The following is a 19,512-nucleotide window of genomic DNA, read 5'->3' as shown; positions in this document are numbered from 1 at the left end:
CGTCAGGCTAGGCGTCGTCCGAGGGCCGGTTGAATTGGTTGGAAGCGGGCCGGTTGACAGCCCCAAAAACCTGCCCCCGAAACCTGCCCCCGACAAGGGCCTGATGCCGTCATAAACACTTGATAATAAATGATTTTATAAAGTTGGCTGGGGCGCCAGGATTCGAACCTGGGAATGGCGGTACCAAAAACCGCTGCCTTACCGCTTGGCGACGCCCCAGCAGCCGCCCATCGGGACGGGAGCCGCCGGTTAGGCAATTGGCGCGAATTTGCCAAGCGGAAAATGGCCGCATCAATGCGGAGGGGTGGCCCGCGCCAGCAGGTGGCGGGCCTGGTCGATGTGGAGCACTTCCACCATCTGGCCATCAAGCGTGGCGACCCCGCGGCCGGCGGCCAGGGCGGCTTCGTAGGCGGCGATCATGGCGTGGGCCTGGGCGACTTCCGCTTCGGTGGGTGAGAAGACGCGGTTGCAGGGATCGACCTGGCTGGGGTGGATCAATGTCTTGCCGTCAAAGCCGAGCATCTTCCCTTGCGCGGCCTCGGCGATGAAGGCGGCTTCGTTGCGAAATTCGGTGCAGACGCCATCGAAACAGGCGATGCCGGCGGCGCGGGCAGCGAGGACGATGGCCGACAGGCTGTAGAGCAGCGGGCGGCGTTCGGGATCGGCGCCGCAATTGAGCGCCTTTGCCAGATCGGCCATGCCGGCGACCAGTGCGGCGATGCCGGGCACGGCGGCAATGGCGGCAGCATTGAGCACGGCGGCGGGCGTTTCGATCATCGCCAGCACGGGCCGGCCGCCGGCATGGGCAACGAGCCTCTGGGCCTCGCCCGCGCTGTCCACCTTGGGCACGACGATGCCGGCAAAGCCTTTTTCCCCAGCGGCGGCCATGTCGGCTTCGTGCCAGGGGGTGCCGATGCCGTTGACGCGCAGGAACAGGCGCTTGCCCCCCCAGCCGCCGTCAAGCGCCGCGGTCACGGCGGCGGCGCGGGCATCCGGCTTGGCATCGGACTGCACTGCATCTTCCAGATCGAGGATGACGGCATCGGCAGCGAGCGTGCGGGCCTTGGCAATGGCCGAAGGGCGGTTGGCCGGCAGATAGAGGACGGAGCGCAGCGTGGTGAGATCGATCATGGCGGCCAGCCTGCCAGCCGGCGCGGCGGGTTTCAATCGCTGTCGTTCCAGCCGGCGAGCTTGCCGCGCATGCGGGTGAGCGCCGCCTTCTTGATCTGGCAGATGCGGGCGGCGCCGACGCCAAGGACCTGGCCGATTTCCTCGAGGTTCAGTTCCTCGACAAAATAGAGTTGCAGCACCTGGGCTTCGCGTTCGGGCAGGTCGGCGATGGCGGCGGCGATGGCGCTGCGGCGGCGTTCACTTTCCAGCACATCATGGGCATCGGGATCGTCGCTGGCGAACCAGTCGCTGTGATCGGAATAAGCGTCGTCCAGGCTTTCGGTTTGCACGGCGTGGGTTTGCGCCATGCCGGCGCGATAATCGGCAATGGGCAGGTCCAGCGCGGCGGCCATTTCGGCATCGGTGGCAGCGCGGCCCAATTGCCCTTCCAGCCGGGCGCGCACCTGGCCCCATTCGCGCTTGCGGCGCATGGCGGAGCGCACCAGCGTTGCCCCTTTGCGCAGCTGATTGATCATGGCGCCGCGCACCCGCACGCTGGCATAGGTGGCAAAGGCGGCGTGGCCGCGGTCTTCAAAGCCGCGCGCGGCCTCGATCAGGGCGACCATGCCGATCTGCACCAGATCCTCCACATCGATGGCGGTGGAGACCCTTGCGTGGACATGCCAGGCAATGCGGCGGACGAGCGCCAGATGGCTGGAGATCAGCCGTTCGGGATCGACCTGGGCCAGCCGGGCGGGGGCATAGAGCGCGGGTTCAAGGCCAAGCCGGGCATCCATCAGCTGTCTCCATTGGTGCGGGGGGCGGCGCCGATCACGGCGGCCACCGTGACGTCGCGATCGTCGGGAATGTCGGGGAAGGCGAGCACCGGCACCTGGGGCAGCCGGGCGCGCAGCAACTGCCAAAGGGCGCGGCGCACCGGCGGCACGGTGACGATGGCAAAGCGTGTGCCGTCGGCCAGCAGCGGCGCGGTGGCGCTGGCGGCGGCTTCGGCCACACGGGTGACGAGTGCCGGATCGAACGGTTGGGCGGCACCGGGGTTGGCGCGCACGGCCTGCACCAGCAGGCCTTCGAGGCCGGGATCGAGGGCGACGGCGGTGAGCGGCCCCTTCACGCCGGCGAGGGCCTGCACTTGTGCCGCGCCCAGCACCGGGCGGATGCGCTCGGCCAGTTCGGCCGGATCCTGCGTGTGCGGGGCGGCGGCGATCAGGGCGCCGGCGATGGAACGCAGATCGCGGATCGAAATCCCCTCCTCCACCAGCCGGGCCAGCACCTGGGTGATGATGGCAACGCTCAACGCCTTGGGGGCGAGGGCGGCGGCGAGGGCCGGGGCGGTTTCGGCCAGCGTGTCGATCAGGGCCTGCACCTCATCCTGGCCGAGCAGACGGTGGGCGTGTGCCCCGAGCAGCTGGTTCAGATGGGTGCCGGCGACAGCGGCGGGATCAACGACGTTGTAGCCGGCGGCTTCGGCCAGATCGGCTTCGGCCGGATCGATCCAGCGGGCGGGCAGGCCGAAGGCGGGATCGGCGGCCTCGCGGCCCGGAATGGGCGTGCTGATCGGGCCGGCGGCGATGGCGAGGACATCGTCGGGGAAAATCTCGTCCTCCCCCACCACCACGCCGGCCAGGGTGATGCGATAATGGAAGGGCGGCAGCGAGAGATCGTCGCGCACCCGCACGGCCGGAAGGACGAAGCCCAGCTGTTTGGACAATTGCCGGCGGATGGCGGTGATGCGGGCCATCAGCGGGGCGCCGCGGGCTTCGTCGACCAGCGGGACGAGGCCGAAGCCGATATCGAGCGCGGCAGGCGCACTGTCGGCCACGTCGCTCCAGTCGATGTGGGCATCGGCGGCGGCGGGGGCCTCGCCGGGGGTGGCGGCGGCGACGGGCGCGGCCGGGCGTTTGCGCAGGGCAAACCACAGGGCAGCCGCAGCGGCCGGCGCGATGATGAGGAGCGGCATGCCGGGCAGCAGGCCGAGGAGGGCGAGGATGACGCCCACCGGCAGCCAGGGCGCCCCCTGCCCCAGCTGCACGCCGACCTGGCCGGCCAGATCATTGTCCTTGCCGACGCGGGTGACGACCATGGCGGCTGCGATGGAGAGCAGCAGCGCCGGCACTTGCGCCACCAGGCCATCGCCGACAGCCAGCAGCAGATAGGTGCGCGCGGCATCGCCCAGCGCCAGATCGTGGGAGACGGTGCCGAGGATGAGGCCGCCGATGATGTTGATGGCGAGGATGAGCACGCCAGCCACCGCATCGCCCTTCACGAACTTGGACGAGCCATCCATGGCGCCGTGGAAATCGGCTTCGGTCGTCACCTCGGCGCGGCGCAGCCGGGCTTCGTCGGCGGTGATCAGGCCGGCATTGAGGTCGGCACCGATGGCCATCTGCTTGCCGGGCAGCGCATCCAGCGTGAAGCGGGCGGCGACTTCGGACACGCGGCCGGCGCCCTTGGTGATGACGACCAGGTTGATGATCATCAGCACGGCAAAGACAAACAGGCCGACGACATAATCGCCGCCAACCAGGAAACTGCCGAACGCTTCGATGACATGGCCGGCCGCCGCCGTGCCTTCATGGCCGTGGACCAGGACGACGCGGGTGGAGGCGACGTTCAAGGCCAGGCGCAGCAGCGTGGCGTAGAGGAGAACGGTGGGAAAGGCCGAGAAATCCAGCGGCTGGCGGATGTTGATGGCAACCATCAGCACGATCAGCGCCACCGCGATGTTGGTGATGAAGAAGAGATCGAGCAGAACCGCCGGCAGCGGCACCACCATCAGCGCGACCAGCACCAGGATGGCCAGCGGCAGCAGCGTGGTGCGGGCATCGATGCGGCCGAGACGGGCGGCAAGCGCGGTCATTGCATGGCCGCCAGCACGAGATAGGCCATGCGGGCGCGGGCGGCGGCCAGCGCCGGATCGGCGGGCGGCATGGATCGGCCGGCTGGCGGCAAGATGGTGCCGGCCGGTTCATCGCCGAGATGGCGGTGAATGCGGTTGGCCACGAGATCATGCACCTCGGCCAGGGAGCGGGCGCTGCCATCGCGGTGGTAGAAGGTGCTGCGGTTGGCGGCGGCGGCGGCGGGGAGCAGCGATGCCGCGGCCATGCCGGGGGCAGCGGCCATGGATTTCAGGAATTTGATCGCGCCGCCGGCACCAAAGAAGGCAGCGAGATAGAGATCGCTGGCTTCGGCCGCGCGGCCCAGGGCGGCCTGCAGCTTGCCGGCGTTGTCGCGGGTGAACTCGCCGGCCAGGCGCGCGGCGACGCCGGCATCGTGGCGCAGGGACAGGATGGTCTGCTTCACCGCCGGGCTGGCGCCCTGGCTGAGCGCCTGCGCTGCCCATCCCAGGCCGTGCTTGTCGCCGTGCCGCTGCACCATTGCCAGCCAGGTGGCATCGGTGAACTGGAACAGGCCGCTGGCCGAAGAGGTGCTGGCGCGCGCCGCCGGATTGAGGCCGGATTCGGCGCGGGCATTGGCATAGAGATAGGCAAAATCGACGCCGGTGGCGGCCGCCGCCTGCTGCAGCGCGCCGATCACGCCGGCATTGGCATTGGGCTGGAACTGGATCGCCTGGGTCATGCGCCTGCCCCAAGCAATTTATGTGCCACGGCCCGTGCCATGGTCATGCCCAGCGCCCGTCGCGGCCATAGACCAGGGCTTCGCGCGGCGGCACCGGCGGCGGGCGCAGCGCGGCCAGGCGCTTTTCGACCGACAGCAGCTTGGCGCGGCTGCGCAGCATGGCTTCGGCATTCAGATCGCGGGCCTGTTCCAGCAGGGCGCGCGGCGGGCGGGCGCCGGAGGCCACTTCGGCCTGCAGGGCGGCCAGCGCGGCGGTCTTTTCCGCCGTGGCGCGGGTGATGGCATCAGCATCCTCGGCCGCCAGCGCCGCCAGTTCGGCGGTGATGGCATCGACGACGGCCTGGGCCAGCTGATCCGCGCTCACGGCTTGCCGCGCTCCAGCCGGATCATCGCATCGGCGATGGCCTGCGGATCAATCGGGTAGCGGCCACCGGCGATGGCGGCTTTCAGTTCCGCCACGCGCGCCCGGTTCACCGGCGGGGCGCTGGCCAGTTCGGCCACCAGCCCGCCAGGGCCGCCGCGCGCCACGGGGTTGAGCCGCGCCACCAGCCGGGCCGGCTCCTTCGCGTCGGCAGCCTGCGGGCCACTGGTGCGGCCGGTAAAGGGGTTGCGGATTGGGCCACCGCCGCCGTTGATGCCATCGATCATCCTGTTCATCCTTTCCGCCGGCACAGGCCGGGCAACGCCGTTAACGGCCATTCACCATGGCACTTTAATCAGCGGGGGATGATGACCCGCCCGCCCTCCTCGATGCGGCCGATCAGGCGGCGGCCGGCCGGGGTTTTCAGGGCGATGCGGGTGCCATCGGCGTCGCGCTCGGCCTCGGCCTCTTGGCTGACGGCAAAGCCGTTGCCGCCGGCTTCCACCACCACCCGGTCTCCGCGGCGGATGGCGGGTCGGGCGGCGGCGGCGCGGGCGGTGGAGCCTGCGGGCTGATCGATGGGGACATAGAGGGTCCAGGCCGGGACGGCGCAATCGACGCGCACGACATCGCTGCGCGCCCAGCTGAGCGCCGGATCGGGGCAACGCGGCACCACCAGCGCCGGATCGAGCCGCGCCGGCGCGCCGGCAAAGCCCGCCACCTGGGTGCGCAGCCTCGCCACGTCGTGCAGCGCCAGCTGCGCCGGGCCCTGGAGCGCCTGTGCCGGGCTGGGTGCGGCCCAGGCCACCAGGATCAGCCCGGCAAGCGCCAGGGCGAGATGCTGCCATTTAATTTCTGTGTGCATCGGCCGTTTTCCCTTGTGCCGGGCGGCCTGCAGCGACCCCCCACCCACGACGGGCCGGCCAGCAAGAAGCGCGCCAACCTCCTGTCCCCCGGGTGGCGCGCCCAGTGACGGCCCGGAGCCGGCAATCCCTTGCCCACCAAGCGGCAAGCCCTTGCCGGCCCCGGGCCACAATCACGGGCACAAGCCTGGCGGCACGTTGGGGTGAGCCGGTTGGCACGGGCGTTGCAGTGCGGCGGGCATGACCCCGCTGTCGCCCCAACCCGGCCTGATCGATCAGGCGTTTGGTATCTCTGCCCCGGCGCTGCGCCTGCGCAGTCAGCGGCTGGTGGTGATTGCCAGCAACATCGCCAATGCCGCGACGCCGGGATACAAGGCGCGTGATCTGGATGCCGATGCCGCCTTGCGCGCGGCGCAGACGGGCGGCTTTTCGGCCCAGCTGGACAGCGCCCGGCTGCAATATCGCGCGCCGCTGATTGCCAGCATCGATGGCAACACGGTGGAAATGGCCACCGAACAGGCGGCCTTTGCCGAAAATGCCATGCGGTACCGCGCCAGCCTGGAATTTCTGGGGGCGCGGGTGAACAGCATCATGGCCGCCTTGAAGGCAGACGGCTGATGGCGCGTGATCTGACCATTTTTGACATCAGCGGCCGCGCCATGGCCGCCCAGCGGGTGCGGATGAATGCCATCGCATCCAACCTGGCCAACGCCGGCAGCATCGCCGGCAAGGAGGCGGATGCCTATCGCGCGCTGCGCCCGGTGTTTGCCACCCATTATCAGGGCCAGGCCGCCACCGTGGATGTGGCCAGCATGGCGCGCACCGGCAGCCCGGAAAAGAAGCTCGATCCCGATCATCCGCTCGCCGATGCGACGGGGCATGTCTGGCAGGCGGCGGTGGATCCCAATCAGGAGATGGTGGAGATGGTGGAAACCGCCCGCGCCTATGCCAACAATGTCGAGGTGCTGGCGACCGCCCGCAGCCTCGCCATGGACACGCTGAGGATCGGCAAGTGAGCCGGGTGGATGGCCTGCCCGCCGGCATCCCGGCCGCGCCAGCAGCGCCGGGGCGCAATCCCAAGGCGACGCTGGATCAGGGTGATTTCCTGGCGCTGCTGACCGCGCAGCTGAAGAACCAGGATCCGACGAAGCCGGTCGATAACCTCGAATATATGCAGCAGATGGCGATGTTCAGCCAGCTGGCCGGCACCACCGAAACCAATGCGAAACTGGCCGGCATTTCCGACCGGCTGGACCAGTTGATCGCGCGTTTCCCCGCACAGGAGCAATAAGCCATGGCCTTTTACACCGCGATGACGGGCCTTGCCGGTGCCCAGACTGAAATGTCGACCATTGCCAACAACATCGCCAACGTTGGCACCACCGGTTTGAAGCGCAGCCGGGTGGCCTTTGGCGACATCATTGCGCTGTCGCCGCTGTCGAACCCCAACCGGGTGACGGGATCGGGCACCACGGTGCGCGCCATCACCCAGCAGTTCGGCCAGGGGCCCACCGAAACCTCGTCCTCCGCGCTGGATCTCACCATTGCCGGCCAGGGCTTTTTCATCGTCAAATCGGGCGCTGGCGGCGTGCAGACGGCCTTCACCCGCAACGGCAGCTTTGGCGTGACGCCGGATCGCTTCATCGTGGATGCGCAGGGGCGGCGGCTGCAATTGTTCCCCACCACCACCGATGGCGCGGTGCAGGCGACCGGGTTGGCCTCCACCGTGTCGGCGCGGCTGCCCTTGTCGTCTGGCACGCCGCAGGCCACCGGCACGGTGAGCATTTCGGCCAATCTGCCGGCCGATGCGCCGATCATCGCCAACCGGCCGATCTACACGCCCACCAACCCCTATGTGTTTGATCGCAACGATCCCGCCACCTTCAACGCCAGCACATCGACGACGGTGTTCGACAGCCTGGGCAATCCGCTGGCGGCAACCGTCTATTATGTGAAGGACAGTGTTCCCACCCTGGCCGACCCGGTGCACCGCTGGACCGCGCGGGTGTTCGTGGGCGACACCGAACTCAATGTGGGTGGCACACCTGGCCTGCCGATGGAATTTGATGGCAATGGCGCGCTGGTGGCACCCACCACGGCGTTCCAGTTTGATGGCTTCGTGCCGCCCACCGGTGGCGGCAACCTGGCCATCGCAGTTGATCATGGCACTGCCACTGTGCAGCAGGCCGGGCCGTTTTCGGTGGCGTTGATCCAGCAGGATGGCATCCCGGCCGGCCAGTTGGAAAGCGTGTCGGTTGATCCCGAAGGCCTGTTGAAGGCGAGTTTCTCCAATGGCGAGGTGCAGACGCTGGGCAAGGTGGCGCTGGCCAGCTTCTCCAATCCGCAAGGGTTGAAGCAGACGGGCGATGCCAGCTGGGTGGTGACACCGCAATCGGGCGAGGCGATCACGGCAGAGGCCGGGCGCGGCGGGGTGGGCACCATCTTGTCGGGCAATCTGGAGCGGTCAAACGTTGATTTGACCACCGAGCTGGTCAACCTGATCGCAGCGCAGCGCAATTTCCAGGCCAGCGCCAAATCGATCGAGACCGACAACCAGTTGATGCAGACAATCATCAACCTGCGCAGCTGATGACGGACGATGGACCGGGTCATCTACACCGCCCTGACCGGCCTTTCGGCGCGGGCCCGCGAAAGCCTGGTGACGGCCAACAATCTGGCCAATGCGCAGGTGCCGGGCTTTCGCCGCGATGTGGTGGCGCAGGAAGGCCGCTATATGGCGGCCAGGGCCGCGGTGGACGGGGCGTGGGCAGCGCGGGCGCAGGTGGGTTCGCCCAGCCTGGCCACGCCGCAGCAGCCCGGCAAGATTGCCGCCACGGGCCGCGAACTGGATATCGCGCTGTCGGCCCGGCACTGGCTGGCGGTGCAGGGCCCGATGGTGGGCGGCCAGCTGAGCGAGGCCTATACACGGCGCGGCGATCTGGTGGTGAACGCCGCCGGCGTGCTGGCCAATGGCGATGGCCGCGTGCTGGTGAGCGCCAGCGGTGCGCCGATTTCGGTGCCGCCGGGCGCCGAGCCGGTGATCGGCCGTGACGGCACGGTATCGGTGCAAGGGCCCGACGGGCCGCAGATATTGGGCCGGCTGAAGCTGGTGGACGGCAGCAGCATCAAGAGCCGCGACAAGGCCGGCGATGGCCTGTTTCTGCCACAGGAGCCGCTGCAGCCTGACCCGGAAGCGCGGGTGGAAAGCGGCGCGCTGGAAAGCGCCAATCTGACCGCGGCCGAAGCGCTGGTGCAGCTGGTGGAGGAACAGCGCGGGTTCGAGCTGAATGCCCGGCTGATCAAGCTGGCGACCGAAATGGACGAACAGGGGGCCCGGCTGATGGGCCTGAACAGTTGAGGAGGCGGCGATGACGACAGCCTTGCAGATCGCACGGTCGGGCCTGGATGCGCTTGACCACCGCATGAAGACGATTTCCAACAACCTGGCCAACGTCTCCACCACCGGGTTCAAGCGCGACCGGGCCAATTTTGCCGCCCTGATGTATCAGGATGACCGCAACCCCGGCGCCGCCAGCGGCGCGGACACGCAATATGCCACCGGCCTTGGCACCGGCACCGGCGTGCGCATCGCCGGCACGGAGCGCATCCACACGCAAGGCAACATGATCACCACCGACAATGCGCTGGACCTGGCCATTGATGGCGCCGGATTCTTCGCGGTGCAGTTGGCCGATGGCACCGTGGGCTATACCCGCGATGGCGGGTTCAAACTGTCGGCCACCGGCGAAATCGTCACCGCATCGGGCCAGCGGCTGGCGCAGCCGCTGGTGATCCCCGATGGCGCATCGCAGATCGTGATCTCCCCCGATGGCATCGTGACCGCCGCCCTGCCCGGCCAGTCCGCGCCGGTGGAGGTGGGGCAGTTGCAGCTGACGCGCTTTCTGAACCCTTCTGGCCTGATGCCGATCGGCGACAATCTCTATCGCGAGACTGCCGGATCGGGCCCGCCGACACTGGGCGTGGCCGGGCAGGCCGGCATGGGGACGATCCGGCAGGGCATGCTGGAAGGATCGAATGTGTCGACCGTGCAGGAGTTGGTCGACATGATCGAGACGCAGCGCGCTTATGAGATCAATGCCAAGGTGATCAACGCGGCCGATGAGATGGGCCGTTATGTGGTGCAGAATGTGTAACGCGGCCTTGCTGCTGGTGGCGGCCAGGCTGGCGGTGATCACACCGACGCTGCCGCCCGTGGCATTTTGTTGGCCTGGTCACCGATCGGCGGGCGCGGCGGGTGGGGGATCTCGTCACCATCCGGCTGGTGGAGCGGACCAGCGCCAGCAAATCGGCCAGCGCCGATTCCGCCCGCGAGAGCGACAACAGCTTTCGCCTGCCGGATTCTTCCCGTTCAGCCGGGTGCCGCAGCAGGCGTTGCAGGCCGGCAGCAACCAGGGCTTCAAGGGGGCTGGTAGCGCCGAGCAGCGCAACGAGTTGAACGGCGAGATCACGGTGACGGTGGCCGAGGTGCTGCCCGGCGGGGTGCTGCGCATTGCGGGGGAAAAGCGGCTGATGCTGAACCGCGGCGAGGAGCATCTGCAGCTGACCGGCTATATCCGCGCCGAGGATCTGGGCTTTGACAACAGCGTGCCATCGACGCGCGTGGCCGATGCCAGGATCCGCTTTGGCGGCACCGGACAGGTTGCGGACAACAGCCGCCAGGGCTGGCTGGCGCGCTTTTTTGCGAAGATTGCGCCGTTCTGATGCGCTGGCTGCTGGCCCTTTTGCTGCTGTTGCCCGTGCCGGCCGCGGCGGAGCGGGTGAAGGACATCGCGCGCTTTGCCGGCGTGCGGGCCAACGCGCTGACCGGTTATGGCATCGTGGTTGGCCTGACCGGCAGTGGCGACCAGAATCTGGAATTGACCATCCAGTCGCTGAAATCGGCGGCCACGCGCCTGGGCGTGCAGCTGCCGCCGGGCGTGAACCCGCAGCTGCGCAATGCGGCGGCCGTGATGGTGACGGCGGAGCTGCCGGCCTTTGCCAAGCCGGGCCAGCGGCTGGATGTGACGGTATCGGCGCTGGGTCAGGCCAAATCCTTGCGCGGCGGCACCCTGCTGCTGACCGCGCTGCAGGGGCCGGATGGTGAGATTTATGCACTGGCGCAAGGCAGCCTGGCGGTGGGCGGCTTTGGCGCGGAAGGCCGCGATGGCAGCCGCATCGTGGCGGGCACGCCGACGAGTGGCCGGGTGCCGGCCGGCGGGGTGGTGGAACGGGTGGTGCCATCGCCCTTTGCCGAAAAGGGCCCGATGTATCTGGACCTGAACGAGCCGGATTTTTCCGCCGCCAGCGCCGTGGTGGCGGCGATCAACCGGCATTTCAATGGCGTGGTCGCCAATGCCGAGGATGGCGTGCGCGTGCGGCTGAACGCGCCGGACCAGGCGGAACGCCGCATCGCCATGGCCAGCACCATCGAAGGGCTGAACGTGGCGCTGGCGCCGCCGCCGGCCCGGGTGATCGTGAATGCCCGCACCGGCACGGTGGTGATTTCCGGCGAGGTGCGCATCCTGCCCGCCGCCGTGGCCCATGGCAGCCTGGTGGTGCGGGTGACCGAGAATCAGCAGGCCAGCCAGCCCAATCCCTTCGGTCGCGGACAGACGACGGTGACCCAGCAATCCAATGTGGAAGCCGGCGAAACCAACGCCCGCATGAACCTGTTTGCACCGGGCGCCCGGCTTTCGGAGATTGTTGACGCCGTGAACGCACTGGGCGCGGCGCCGGGCGATCTGGTGGCCATATTGGAAGCCTTGAAGGCAGCCGGTGCCCTGCGCGCCGAGCTGGTGGTGATCTGATGCAGTTGCAGCCCCCCATCCTGGCATTGCCTGCCCTGTTGCAGCCCGGCCAGCGGCCCACGCCTGCGGCCGAAGCCAAGGCGCGCGACAAGGCGGCCGGCGATTTCGAGGCGCTGCTGGTCACCCGGCTGTTGAAGACGGCGCGCAGTGCGAAGCTGGGCGATGATCTGATGGGCGGCAATGACCAGATCCGCGATCTGATCGACGAGCAACAGGGCCGCATCATTGCCGGCGCTGCGCCGCTGGGCCTGGCGCAGTTGCTGGCGAAAGGGGCACGGCCATGATGGATCTGCTGGCGCTGGGCCGGTCGGGCGTGCTGGCCTTCCAGAATGCGCTGAACGCCACCGGCGACAATGTCGCCAATGCCGACACGCCGGGCTATGTGCGGCGGCGCGCCGTGTTGGCGACGATGCCGGCCGGGCGCGGCGGGCCGCTGGAACGGGCCAGTCTTTCGGGCGCCGGGGTGCGCACGGGCGGCGTGGTGCGCGATGTCGATGCGCTGAAGGCCAATGCGGCGCGCGTGGCCAGCGGCGATCAGGCCCGGCTGGGCGCCCGGCTGGACTGGCTGGAACGGCTGGAATCCCTGTCGACCACGGCGGCGGTGGCGACCCGGCTGGGGGCCTTTTTCGATGCCGGCACCGCGCTGGCGGCGGCGCCAACCCAGGGCGCGGCGCGCATCGCCTTTCTGAACGCTGCCGATGATGCCGCCAATGGTTTCAACAGCCTGGGCGGTGATCTTGACAATCTGGAGCAGGATATCCGCGCCGAGGCGGCCTTGAGCGCGCGGCGGGTGAATGATCTGGCCGCCGCCCTGGCCAAGGTGAACGAGCAACTGCGGCGCGGCGACGAGGGCGACACGGCGGCCAATGGCCTGCTCGACAATCGCGACAGCCTGCTGCGCGATCTGGCCGACGAGGTGCGGATCAGCATCAGCGAGGGCCGGCGCGGCGCGGTGGAGGTGAAGCTGGGCTTTGGCCCATCGGCGGTGACCATCGTGCCCTTTGCCGGCAATGCCAGCCGCATCGGTGTGGCGGCTGATGGCCAGACCGTGCTGCTGAACCCCGAATTTGATCCGCAACCGCTGCGGCTGCCGGCTTCGGGCCGGTTGGCGGGCCTGCTGGAGGCCAGCGGCGAGATCATCCGCGCCCGTGCCGCGCTGGATGGCCAGGCCAGCCAGTTTGCCAGCCTGATCAACGATTGGCACGCACAGGGCATCGATGGCGCCGGCCAGCCGGGCACGGCCATCTTTGCCACCACCGGCATAGGCAGCACGGTGGGCAAGGCCAATGCCGGCAGTGCGCCGGTGGATGTGGTGCTGGCCGATGGCAGCGTGCCTGATCCATCCGGCTATCGCCTGCTGGCCGATGCCGCCGGCTTCACGCTGGTGCGCGGCGATGGCAGCGCCAGCGTGACGGGGACATCGCCGCTGCTGCTCGATGGCTTGACCGTGACCATCGGCGCCGGCGCGGTGGCGGGCGACCAATGGGATCTGCAGCCGCTGGGCGGTGCCCGGGGCCTCAGCCTGCGGCCGCTGGCACCGGGCCAAGTGGCGGCGGCGGGGCGCTGGCAGGTGGACGGCCCGCCCGATGCGACGCGCCTGCCCACGATCGCCGATGACGCGACGGCGCTGGCCTTGCCCGGTGGCGACACCACGCCGCCGCCCTGGCGGATCACGCTTGTGCCGGGCGGGCTGGCCGAGGTGCGCGACCCGAGCGGTGTCACCCTGCTTGCCACGGTGCCAGCCGATGGCAGCCTGATCGAAGGCCCGGGGCTGCGCTTCACGGTGCCGGCGGGGGCGGATGGCACAATCTTCCGCATCGCGCCCACCCCGGCTGGCGCGCAGGACAATCGGGGTGCCCTGGCGCTGGCGGCACGGCGGGCGCAGCCGGGGCCGAACGGCGGGCTGGAAGCCCAGCTGGATGCCGAACTGGCCGGCATCGGCAGCCGCGTGGCCGACACGCGCCGGCTGGAGGCGGCAGCAGCGGCGCTGAAGGAGGACACGGGCCGGGCCAATGATGCCGTTTCGGGCGTGGACCTGGAGCGCGAGGCGGCCGAGTTGACCCGGCTGCAGGCGGCCTATCGCGCCAATGCCCAGGTGGTGGGCGTGGCACGCGACCTGCTTGACCAGATTTTGGGCCTGACGCGATGATCCCGCCGCTTTCCAGCCGGTCGGGCCATGATGCCGCCGTGCGCCGGCTGACCCGGCTTTCCACTGAAGCGGCCGAGGTGCAGCAGCAGATCAGCACCGGCAAGCGGGTGACGAAGCCGGGTGATGATGCCATTCCCTTTGCCCGCGCCGCCACGCTGAAGCGGGCCGATACCGCTGGCGAGGCGCAGCGGAAGGCGATGGACGCCGCCGCCGCCCGGCTGACCGCCAGCGAGACCGCGCTGGCCGGCATTGCCGACATGGTGGCGCGCGCCAAGGAACTGGCGCTGGCCGGGCGCAATGCCACGCTGAACGCCGGGGACCGGCAGGTGCTGGCGCTGGAGGTGAGCGAACTTCTGGCCGCAGCGCGCGGGCTGGCGGAAGCGCAGGGCCCGGATGGCGAGGCGCTGTTTGCCGGCGCCGGCCTTGCCCCCGCCTATGCCGATGATGCCGATGGGCTGGCCGCCTGGGCCGGGCTGGGGGCACCGCCACAGGTGGCGGTGGCCGGGCGCACCCTGCCCGCCGGCATCAGCGGGCCGGAGGCGTTTGGCGTGACCGACCCCCTGCCCCCGCCCGATCCGATGGCACCGCCGGCCGATCCCACGGTCCCGCCGCCGCCACGCACCCGCAATCTGTTCGACAGCCTGGCGCATCTGGCCGCCAGCCTGGTGGAGCCGCGCCCCGATTTCTTCGAGGCTGGCATGGATGAGGCCATTGCCGCCGTGGATGGCCATATCGAGCGGCTGGCTGCTGGCCAGGCCCTGCTGGGCACGCGCGGCGCCCGGCTGGAGGCGGAAGCCCAGCGGCTCGACGCAAGCCAGCTGCAATGGCGCCGTGACATCAGCCGGCTGGAGGAGACCGACATGGTGGAGGCGATCGCCCGGCTGGACCGGCTGACGACCATATTGGAGGCGGCGCAGGCCAGTTTTGCCCGGATGTCGAGCCTGTCCTTGTGGGACCAGTTGCGATAGCGCCAAAACGGCGGGATTAAATCCGCTTTGGCAGTGGCCGTAACCGGGTGGGACGCAACCACCCGGGGGGAGGCCCGCCTATCCATGCTGTCCATCGTTGGACTTGTCGTGCTGATTGTCATGGTGTTTGGCGGCTTTGCCATCACCGGCGGCAGCCTGGGCCCGGTGCTGCACGCGCTGCCGCACGAATTCCTGATCATTGGCGGGGCGGCGGCCGGCGCGACGCTGGTGGCGACAGACATCAAGGGCATCAAGGAGATGGGCGGCGGGCTGGGCCGCGTGGTGAAGGGCCCCAAGTACAAGAAGGCCGATTATGGCGCGGCGATCTTCCTGACGGCGCGGTTGATGCGGTTGTTCCGCACCGATGGGCCAACGGCCGTGGAACCCCATATCGAGGACCCGAAATCATCGAGCATCTTTGCCGAATATCCCCAGTTTGCCGGCGATCATTTCTTCATCAGCCTGGTGACGGATTCGATCCGGCTGCTGGTGGTTTCCACCGGCACCTTGTCCCCCATGGCGGTGGAGGAGGTGATCGACACCCATATCGAGACGCATCATCACGCTGCCCTGAAACCGGTGGAGCGGCTGCAGACCATGTCGGACGCGTTGCCGGCGCTGGGCATCGTGGCGGTCGTGCTGGGCGTGATCAAGACGATGGGCAGCATCGACAAGCCGCCGGCCATCCTGGGCGCCATGGTGGGTTCGGCGCTGGTCGGCACCTTCCTGGGCGTGCTGCTGAGTTACGGCATGGTGGGCCCGCTGGCATCGCGGCTGAAGGCGGTGATCGATGAGGACAGCGAGATTTACCTGGTGGTGCGCCGCGTGATCGTGGCGACCCTGAAAGGCCAGCCGCAACCACTGGTGATCGAGGCCGCCCGCACCGCCATCAGTCCCACCCACCAGCCGACGTTCAGCGAGATTTTTGATGGCATGAGGACGGCGAAGTGAAGCCCGAAGGCCTGATCGAACCCGAAATCATCATCAAGAAGGTCAAGGGCCATGGCCATGGCCACCACGGCGGCGCGTGGAAGATTGCCTATGCCGATTTCGTGACGGCGATGATGGCGTTTTTCATGCTGTTGTGGATCCTGGGGGCGACCAACGAGCAGCAGCGCAAGGGGATTGCCGATTATTTCACCCCCACCGTGATCCAGCTGCAGAACAGCGGTGGATCGAACGGCCTGTTCGGCGGCAAATCGGTGGTGGCGCCCGATGGCACGTCGGTGCGGCCGGAAACCGAAGGGCGGCGGCCGGTGACCGCAGCGGGCAGCGACAACAGCACCCCCAGCCCCGACCGTGAACAAGGCCAGGGCCGCGATGCACAGCGCCAGGCGTTCGATCAGCTGACCCAGTTGATCAAGCGCAAGATGGCGGCGGACCCGACCCTGAAGGGCCTGCAGGGCCAGGTGAAATTCGTGAAGACCCGCGATGGCCTGCGCATCGATCTGGTGGAGCGCGCCGATTTCACCATGTTCGCGCTGGGCACCGCCGCCCCCACCCAGGCCGCCGGCCGGCTGGTGCAGACGGTCGCGCAGGCGATCAGCGACACGCCCAACCGGCTGACCGTGCGCGGCCACACCGATGCGCTGGGCTTTTCCCGGTCGGGCGACAAATCCAACTGGAGTCTTTCAACTGCCCGTGCCGATGCCACACGGCGGCTGCTGATGGGCGCTGGCATCCCCGGCGAACGTTTCCGCCGCATCGAAGGCGTGGCCGACACCGACCCCTATGTGAAGGACAATCCCACCGACCCGCGCAACCGGCGGATCAGCATCACCCTGCTGTATGACGATCCGGCCTGACCGCTATTCGGGCAGCAGCGGCACGCCTTCGAAGCGGGCGATGGCATGTTTGACGACGCGATCCAGCGCTTCGCCTGAAAAGAAGCCGCCGGGGATCAGGCAGCGATCAATCAGGACACGACGGAAGGCGGCAAAGCTTTGGGCGTCGGGCGGCGTTGGATTGGCCCAGAAATCATCCAGCCCGTTCTGGCAGGTGATATCGGGCAGATCATAGATGGCGTGGCCCAGCACCACGACGGGCACGCCGAGCGCCAGGCCCAGGGTGCCGGTGGTGCTGTTGATCGTCACCATGCCGCGGGCGGCGGCTGCAATCGCCTCGATATCGCCGCCAACCAGATAGTCCACCCGATCGGCCACCTTGAACTTGCTCGCGATGTCGGCGGTTTCCTGCGCCCAGTCGCGCACGCCATTGTCGAGCGGATGTTCCTTCACTAGCAGGCGCAGATCGGCGGGCGCGTGGGCGGCAAAGGACTGGATGACGGTTTTCAGCGCATCGGCGATGCCGACGAACGGCGAATGGATGCGGATCTGGGCATCACTGTCGAGCTGGAGCGGAAACAGCACGTAGGGCGCGCCGCCTGCCGCCAGCCGGGCCATCAGCGCCTGGCCCGCCGCCTCGCGATCGGATTTGCGCCACAGCTTGCGCAGCCAGCCCATGCCTTCGACCAGCGGGTGCCAGGGCCGGTGATTGTTCCAGTGGGGATAATGCCAGCGGCTGAGCACGTCGGCAGCGTTGTAGGCGAACCCTTCCAGCGCGCGGCGGCGGAAGCTGGACAAGACGCGGCCGTGCGGCGGCACGGGTGGCAGGGCGGCCGCTGTCTGGCGATACCAGGCCGGATCGCGCGGCAGGCTGGAATTGCCGTTGACGCCGCCTTCCTCCATCGTCACCCAATCGGGGCGGACATAGCCTTCCTCGAACACGAACACCCGCACGCCCAGTTCGCGACACACCGCCTTGGCTTCGACATGATGGTCGCGGCAATCACCGAACAGCATCACATCGGTGACATTGTGGCGCTGGATGATGGCGCGCAGTGCGGCCGGCCAATCGGCCAGGGTGCCACGATAGTCGATCCCGCCGGGCAGTCGCCAGAAGGCCCGGTCACCGCCATTGAAATTGACCTTGTGAACGACATGGCCACGCGCCATCAGCCCCTTGCCCAGCGCCCGGAACAAGGGGCCCATCAGCCCCTGCAGCAGCAAGACGCTGCGGGGTTGGCTGGGGGTGATGGTGGCAGGACTAGGCTGGACGGGCACCGGGGGCAGGCTCTTGGCAGAACGGGCGCCGGCCATTGCGGCAAGCACAACGCTTTGTCGAGCCTTTTGCCCGTGAATTGGGCGTGAACAAGGCGAGAGGGGGGCAGACCGTGCTGCGCCGGCAAGATGACAGGCCGCGCCATGCCCGCTATGGCGGCCGGCCAATGGGCATTGAAATCCTTGTCGCCCTGATGCTGGGCAGCGCCGCTGCCGCCGATGGGCTGGTGCGGCCCATGGGCCGCCGATCGCTGGCTGGCTTGTGGCTGGGCCAGCTGCTGGTGCTGGGCCTGTTTGGCCTGGTGCTGGCGCTGGCCGGCAACGCCCCGGTCGCAGCGCTGGTGGCAACCGGGCTGGCGCTGGCGCTGGCGCTGGTGTCCAATGCCAAGGCCGCGGTGCTGGGCGAGCCCTTGCTGTTCACCGATCTGGTGCTGGTGGGCGCCGTGTTCCGCCATCCGCAATTTTATCTGGACGCGCTGAAACGCTGGCAGCTGGCAGCGCTGGTGCTGGGGGCTGCGGGGCTGGCGCTGGGCCTCGCCCTCACCTTCTCGCCTGCGTTGCAGCCACATATGGAAGGGCTGGTGCTGCTTGGCGCGGTGCTGGCCCTGCTTGCCATCACGCTGCGGCTGCCGCGCTGGCGCGATCTGGCGCCCTGCCCCGATGCTGAGGCCGATGTGGCCCGGCACGGCCTGTTGCCAACCCTGTTGCTGCACTGGCGGCGGTGGCGGCAGAGTGCTGATCCGCAGCCGTGCCAGGATGGGTTGCCGGCGCCGGCCAGCGCTGCGCTGGTGATTGCCGTGCAATGCGAAAGCTTTGCTGATCCGGCCGATCTGTTTGGCGCGCCGGAGCTGGCGCTGCCGGGGCTCGCGGCGGCGCGGCGGCAGTCCTGGGCCCATGGTGGCCTGCTGGTGTCGGGATTTGGCGCCTACACGATGCGCACGGAATATGGCGTGATCTTTGGCCGGGACGAGGCGGACCTGGGCTTTCGCCGCTTTGATCCTTATCTGACCGCGCTGGGGGAGGCGAGCCATGCCCTGCCCGCCCGGCTCGCGCGCGCTGGCTGGACCAGCCTGTTCATCCACCCCCATGATCTGCGCTTTTATGGGCGGGAACGCATCCTGCCGGCCGCCGGCTTTGCCGAACTGGTGGGGCCTGAGGCCTTTGCGGCCCCGGCGGAGGGCCGATATGTGGGCGATGCGGCCATTGCCGATATGATCCTGGCGCGGGCGGAGGCGGCCAAAGGGCCGTGTCTGATCCATGCCGTGACGATCGAGAACCACGGGCCCTGGCCAGTGGATCAGGCGGGCAGCCATGGCAGCATGTCGAGCGCCTATCTGGCGCTGGTGCGGCGCGGCGATGCGATGCTGTCACGCTTGATCGACGGGGTCGCGGCGCTGCGGCGGCCGGCCGTTCTGCTGTTTTATGGCGATCACCGGCCGTCCATTCCCGGCGCGGTGATGCCGGGTGGCGATCGGCGCACGCCTTATGTGATGCTGCGCTTTGGCAGTGATGGCGCGATTGTGCCGGGGCCTGATGGCGCGGTTGATCGCACCCCGGCCGACCTGCACCGCGCACTGATCGCGGCAATCACCGCCTGA

The 19,512-nt window shown here is 68.7% G+C and carries 23 protein-coding genes and 1 tRNA gene; 15 read left to right on the top strand and 9 right to left on the bottom strand.

What is annotated here, in order from left to right:
* Positions 1-144 precede the first annotated feature (144 nt).
* The 8 genes from CHU93_RS14855 to CHU93_RS14820 form a co-directional block, all read right to left on the bottom strand.
* Positions 145-219 (bottom strand) — tRNA-Gln (locus tag CHU93_RS14855).
* 72 nt (positions 220-291) lie between these two features.
* On the bottom strand, positions 292-1,131 hold the full coding sequence (locus CHU93_RS14850; protein ID WP_165768763.1) for an HpcH/HpaI aldolase/citrate lyase family protein: 840 nt from the start codon (positions 1,129-1,131) through the stop codon (positions 292-294).
* A 32-nt stretch (positions 1,132-1,163) separates the two neighbouring features.
* Positions 1,164-1,907 carry a FliA/WhiG family RNA polymerase sigma factor gene (locus tag CHU93_RS14845; RefSeq protein ID WP_094474930.1) on the bottom strand — a complete coding sequence of 248 codons (744 nt, stop codon included), beginning with the start codon at positions 1,905-1,907 and terminating at the stop codon, positions 1,164-1,166.
* Entirely contained in the window at positions 1,907-3,988 is a 2,082-nt protein-coding gene (flhA, locus tag CHU93_RS14840) for a flagellar biosynthesis protein FlhA (protein WP_094474929.1), read from the bottom strand. The genes CHU93_RS14845 and flhA overlap by 1 nt, the downstream gene beginning before the upstream one ends.
* Entirely contained in the window at positions 3,985-4,707 is a 723-nt protein-coding gene (locus CHU93_RS14835) for a transglycosylase SLT domain-containing protein (protein ID WP_094474928.1), read from the bottom strand. The genes flhA and CHU93_RS14835 overlap by 4 nt, the downstream gene beginning before the upstream one ends.
* Before the next feature lie 43 nt (positions 4,708-4,750).
* The gene (locus CHU93_RS14830) at positions 4,751-5,071 is read right to left on the bottom strand and encodes a hypothetical protein (protein ID WP_094474927.1); all 321 of its coding nucleotides are present in this window, start codon (positions 5,069-5,071) and stop codon (positions 4,751-4,753) included.
* A complete protein-coding gene (gene flgM / locus CHU93_RS14825) occupies positions 5,068-5,355 on the bottom strand; it encodes a flagellar biosynthesis anti-sigma factor FlgM (RefSeq protein ID WP_106408490.1) in 288 nt (95 codons plus the stop codon). Before flgM ends, CHU93_RS14830 begins: the two co-directional genes overlap by 4 nt.
* 68 nt (positions 5,356-5,423) lie before the next feature.
* The gene (locus tag CHU93_RS14820; protein ID WP_133064424.1) at positions 5,424-5,933 is read right to left on the bottom strand and encodes a hypothetical protein; all 510 of its coding nucleotides are present in this window, start codon (positions 5,931-5,933) and stop codon (positions 5,424-5,426) included.
* A 238-nt stretch (positions 5,934-6,171) separates the two neighbouring features.
* Here CHU93_RS14820 and flgB point away from each other — a divergent pair, with 238 nt between their 5' ends.
* The 14 genes from flgB (at position 6,172) to CHU93_RS14755 (ending at position 16,660) form a co-directional block, all read left to right on the top strand.
* Complete coding sequence (gene flgB, locus CHU93_RS14815; RefSeq protein ID WP_094474924.1) at positions 6,172-6,549, top strand: flagellar basal body rod protein FlgB; 378 nt, start codon at positions 6,172-6,174, stop codon at positions 6,547-6,549.
* Positions 6,549-6,947 (top strand): flagellar basal body rod protein FlgC, encoded by a 399-nt coding sequence (gene flgC, locus CHU93_RS14810; RefSeq protein WP_094474923.1) that lies wholly within the window; start codon positions 6,549-6,551, stop codon positions 6,945-6,947. The genes flgB and flgC overlap by 1 nt, the downstream gene beginning before the upstream one ends.
* Positions 6,944-7,222, top strand: a complete 279-nt coding sequence (locus CHU93_RS14805; protein WP_094474922.1) for a flagellar hook assembly protein FlgD — start codon at positions 6,944-6,946, stop codon at positions 7,220-7,222. Before flgC ends, CHU93_RS14805 begins: the two co-directional genes overlap by 4 nt.
* Positions 7,223-7,225: 3 nt before the next feature.
* Entirely contained in the window at positions 7,226-8,521 is a 1,296-nt protein-coding gene (locus CHU93_RS14800; protein WP_094474921.1) for a flagellar hook protein FlgE, read from the top strand.
* Between the two features lie 9 nt (positions 8,522-8,530).
* Positions 8,531-9,289 (top strand): flagellar hook-basal body complex protein, encoded by a 759-nt coding sequence (locus CHU93_RS14795; RefSeq protein ID WP_094474920.1) that lies wholly within the window; start codon positions 8,531-8,533, stop codon positions 9,287-9,289.
* A 10-nt stretch (positions 9,290-9,299) separates the two neighbouring features.
* The gene (gene flgG, locus CHU93_RS14790; RefSeq protein WP_094474919.1) at positions 9,300-10,085 is read left to right on the top strand and encodes a flagellar basal-body rod protein FlgG; all 786 of its coding nucleotides are present in this window, start codon (positions 9,300-9,302) and stop codon (positions 10,083-10,085) included.
* Between the two features lie 74 nt (positions 10,086-10,159).
* Positions 10,160-10,387 carry a flagellar basal body L-ring protein FlgH gene (locus CHU93_RS18275; protein WP_423825912.1) on the top strand — a complete coding sequence of 76 codons (228 nt, stop codon included), beginning with the start codon at positions 10,160-10,162 and terminating at the stop codon, positions 10,385-10,387.
* A complete protein-coding gene (locus tag CHU93_RS17620) occupies positions 10,309-10,653 on the top strand; it encodes a flagellar basal body L-ring protein FlgH (protein WP_279354571.1) in 345 nt (114 codons plus the stop codon). The genes CHU93_RS18275 and CHU93_RS17620 overlap by 79 nt, the downstream gene beginning before the upstream one ends.
* Positions 10,653-11,738, top strand: coding sequence for a flagellar basal body P-ring protein FlgI (locus CHU93_RS14780; RefSeq protein WP_094474917.1), 1,086 nt, complete (start codon positions 10,653-10,655; stop codon positions 11,736-11,738). The genes CHU93_RS17620 and CHU93_RS14780 overlap by 1 nt, the downstream gene beginning before the upstream one ends.
* Entirely contained in the window at positions 11,738-12,022 is a 285-nt protein-coding gene (locus CHU93_RS14775; RefSeq protein ID WP_094474916.1) for a hypothetical protein, read from the top strand. Before CHU93_RS14780 ends, CHU93_RS14775 begins: the two co-directional genes overlap by 1 nt.
* Positions 12,019-13,887 carry a flagellar hook-associated protein FlgK gene (locus tag CHU93_RS14770; protein ID WP_094474915.1) on the top strand — a complete coding sequence of 623 codons (1,869 nt, stop codon included), beginning with the start codon at positions 12,019-12,021 and terminating at the stop codon, positions 13,885-13,887. Before CHU93_RS14775 ends, CHU93_RS14770 begins: the two co-directional genes overlap by 4 nt.
* Positions 13,884-14,855 (top strand): flagellin N-terminal helical domain-containing protein, encoded by a 972-nt coding sequence (locus CHU93_RS14765; protein ID WP_094474914.1) that lies wholly within the window; start codon positions 13,884-13,886, stop codon positions 14,853-14,855. Before CHU93_RS14770 ends, CHU93_RS14765 begins: the two co-directional genes overlap by 4 nt.
* Before the next feature lie 84 nt (positions 14,856-14,939).
* Positions 14,940-15,806, top strand: coding sequence for a flagellar motor stator protein MotA (gene motA, locus CHU93_RS14760; RefSeq protein WP_094474913.1), 867 nt, complete (start codon positions 14,940-14,942; stop codon positions 15,804-15,806).
* Complete coding sequence (locus tag CHU93_RS14755) at positions 15,803-16,660, top strand: flagellar motor protein MotB (protein ID WP_094474912.1); 858 nt, start codon at positions 15,803-15,805, stop codon at positions 16,658-16,660. The genes motA and CHU93_RS14755 overlap by 4 nt, the downstream gene beginning before the upstream one ends.
* A gap of 3 nt (positions 16,661-16,663) precedes the next feature.
* On the opposite strand, the gene CHU93_RS14750 is transcribed toward CHU93_RS14755, so the two are convergent.
* Positions 16,664-17,845, bottom strand: a complete 1,182-nt coding sequence (locus CHU93_RS14750; protein WP_094474953.1) for a capsule biosynthesis protein — start codon at positions 17,843-17,845, stop codon at positions 16,664-16,666.
* A 182-nt stretch (positions 17,846-18,027) separates the two neighbouring features.
* On the opposite strand from CHU93_RS14750, the gene CHU93_RS14745 reads away from it, so the two are divergent.
* Complete coding sequence (locus CHU93_RS14745; RefSeq protein ID WP_243375705.1) at positions 18,028-19,512, top strand: LTA synthase family protein; 1,485 nt, start codon at positions 18,028-18,030, stop codon at positions 19,510-19,512.

The organism is Sandarakinorhabdus cyanobacteriorum, from assembly GCF_002251755.1.
Taxonomy (GTDB): Bacteria; Pseudomonadota; Alphaproteobacteria; order Sphingomonadales; family Sphingomonadaceae; genus Sandarakinorhabdus; species Sandarakinorhabdus cyanobacteriorum.
Note: the sequence above shows the minus strand (reverse complement) of the source record. Positions and strands in the feature narration are given on the sequence as shown.

What these genes read in the sequence shown, in the direction of transcription:
- CHU93_RS14750 (WP_094474953.1), bottom strand. Translation starts at nt 17,845, where the DNA reads ATGGGCCCCTTGTTCCGGGCGCTGGGCAAGGGGCTGATGGCGCGTGGC.
- CHU93_RS14835 (WP_094474928.1), bottom strand. Translation starts at nt 4,707, where the DNA reads ATGACCCAGGCGATCCAGTTCCAGCCCAATGCCAATGCCGGCGTGATC.
- CHU93_RS14770 (WP_094474915.1), top strand. Translation starts at nt 12,019, where the DNA reads ATGATGGATCTGCTGGCGCTGGGCCGGTCGGGCGTGCTGGCCTTCCAG.
- CHU93_RS14775 (WP_094474916.1), top strand. Translation starts at nt 11,738, where the DNA reads ATGCAGTTGCAGCCCCCCATCCTGGCATTGCCTGCCCTGTTGCAGCCC.
- flhA (WP_094474929.1), bottom strand. Translation starts at nt 3,988, where the DNA reads ATGACCGCGCTTGCCGCCCGTCTCGGCCGCATCGATGCCCGCACCACG.
- flgC (WP_094474923.1), top strand. Translation starts at nt 6,549, where the DNA reads ATGGCGCGTGATCTGACCATTTTTGACATCAGCGGCCGCGCCATGGCC.
- flgB (WP_094474924.1), top strand. Translation starts at nt 6,172, where the DNA reads ATGACCCCGCTGTCGCCCCAACCCGGCCTGATCGATCAGGCGTTTGGT.
- CHU93_RS14780 (WP_094474917.1), top strand. Translation starts at nt 10,653, where the DNA reads ATGCGCTGGCTGCTGGCCCTTTTGCTGCTGTTGCCCGTGCCGGCCGCG.
- flgG (WP_094474919.1), top strand. Translation starts at nt 9,300, where the DNA reads ATGACGACAGCCTTGCAGATCGCACGGTCGGGCCTGGATGCGCTTGAC.
- CHU93_RS14795 (WP_094474920.1), top strand. Translation starts at nt 8,531, where the DNA reads ATGGACCGGGTCATCTACACCGCCCTGACCGGCCTTTCGGCGCGGGCC.
- CHU93_RS14820 (WP_133064424.1), bottom strand. Translation starts at nt 5,933, where the DNA reads ATGCACACAGAAATTAAATGGCAGCATCTCGCCCTGGCGCTTGCCGGG.
- flgM (WP_106408490.1), bottom strand. Translation starts at nt 5,355, where the DNA reads ATGATCGATGGCATCAACGGCGGCGGTGGCCCAATCCGCAACCCCTTT.
- CHU93_RS14765 (WP_094474914.1), top strand. Translation starts at nt 13,884, where the DNA reads ATGATCCCGCCGCTTTCCAGCCGGTCGGGCCATGATGCCGCCGTGCGC.
- CHU93_RS14850 (WP_165768763.1), bottom strand. Translation starts at nt 1,131, where the DNA reads ATGATCGATCTCACCACGCTGCGCTCCGTCCTCTATCTGCCGGCCAAC.
- motA (WP_094474913.1), top strand. Translation starts at nt 14,940, where the DNA reads ATGCTGTCCATCGTTGGACTTGTCGTGCTGATTGTCATGGTGTTTGGC.
- CHU93_RS14845 (WP_094474930.1), bottom strand. Translation starts at nt 1,907, where the DNA reads ATGGATGCCCGGCTTGGCCTTGAACCCGCGCTCTATGCCCCCGCCCGG.
- CHU93_RS14800 (WP_094474921.1), top strand. Translation starts at nt 7,226, where the DNA reads ATGGCCTTTTACACCGCGATGACGGGCCTTGCCGGTGCCCAGACTGAA.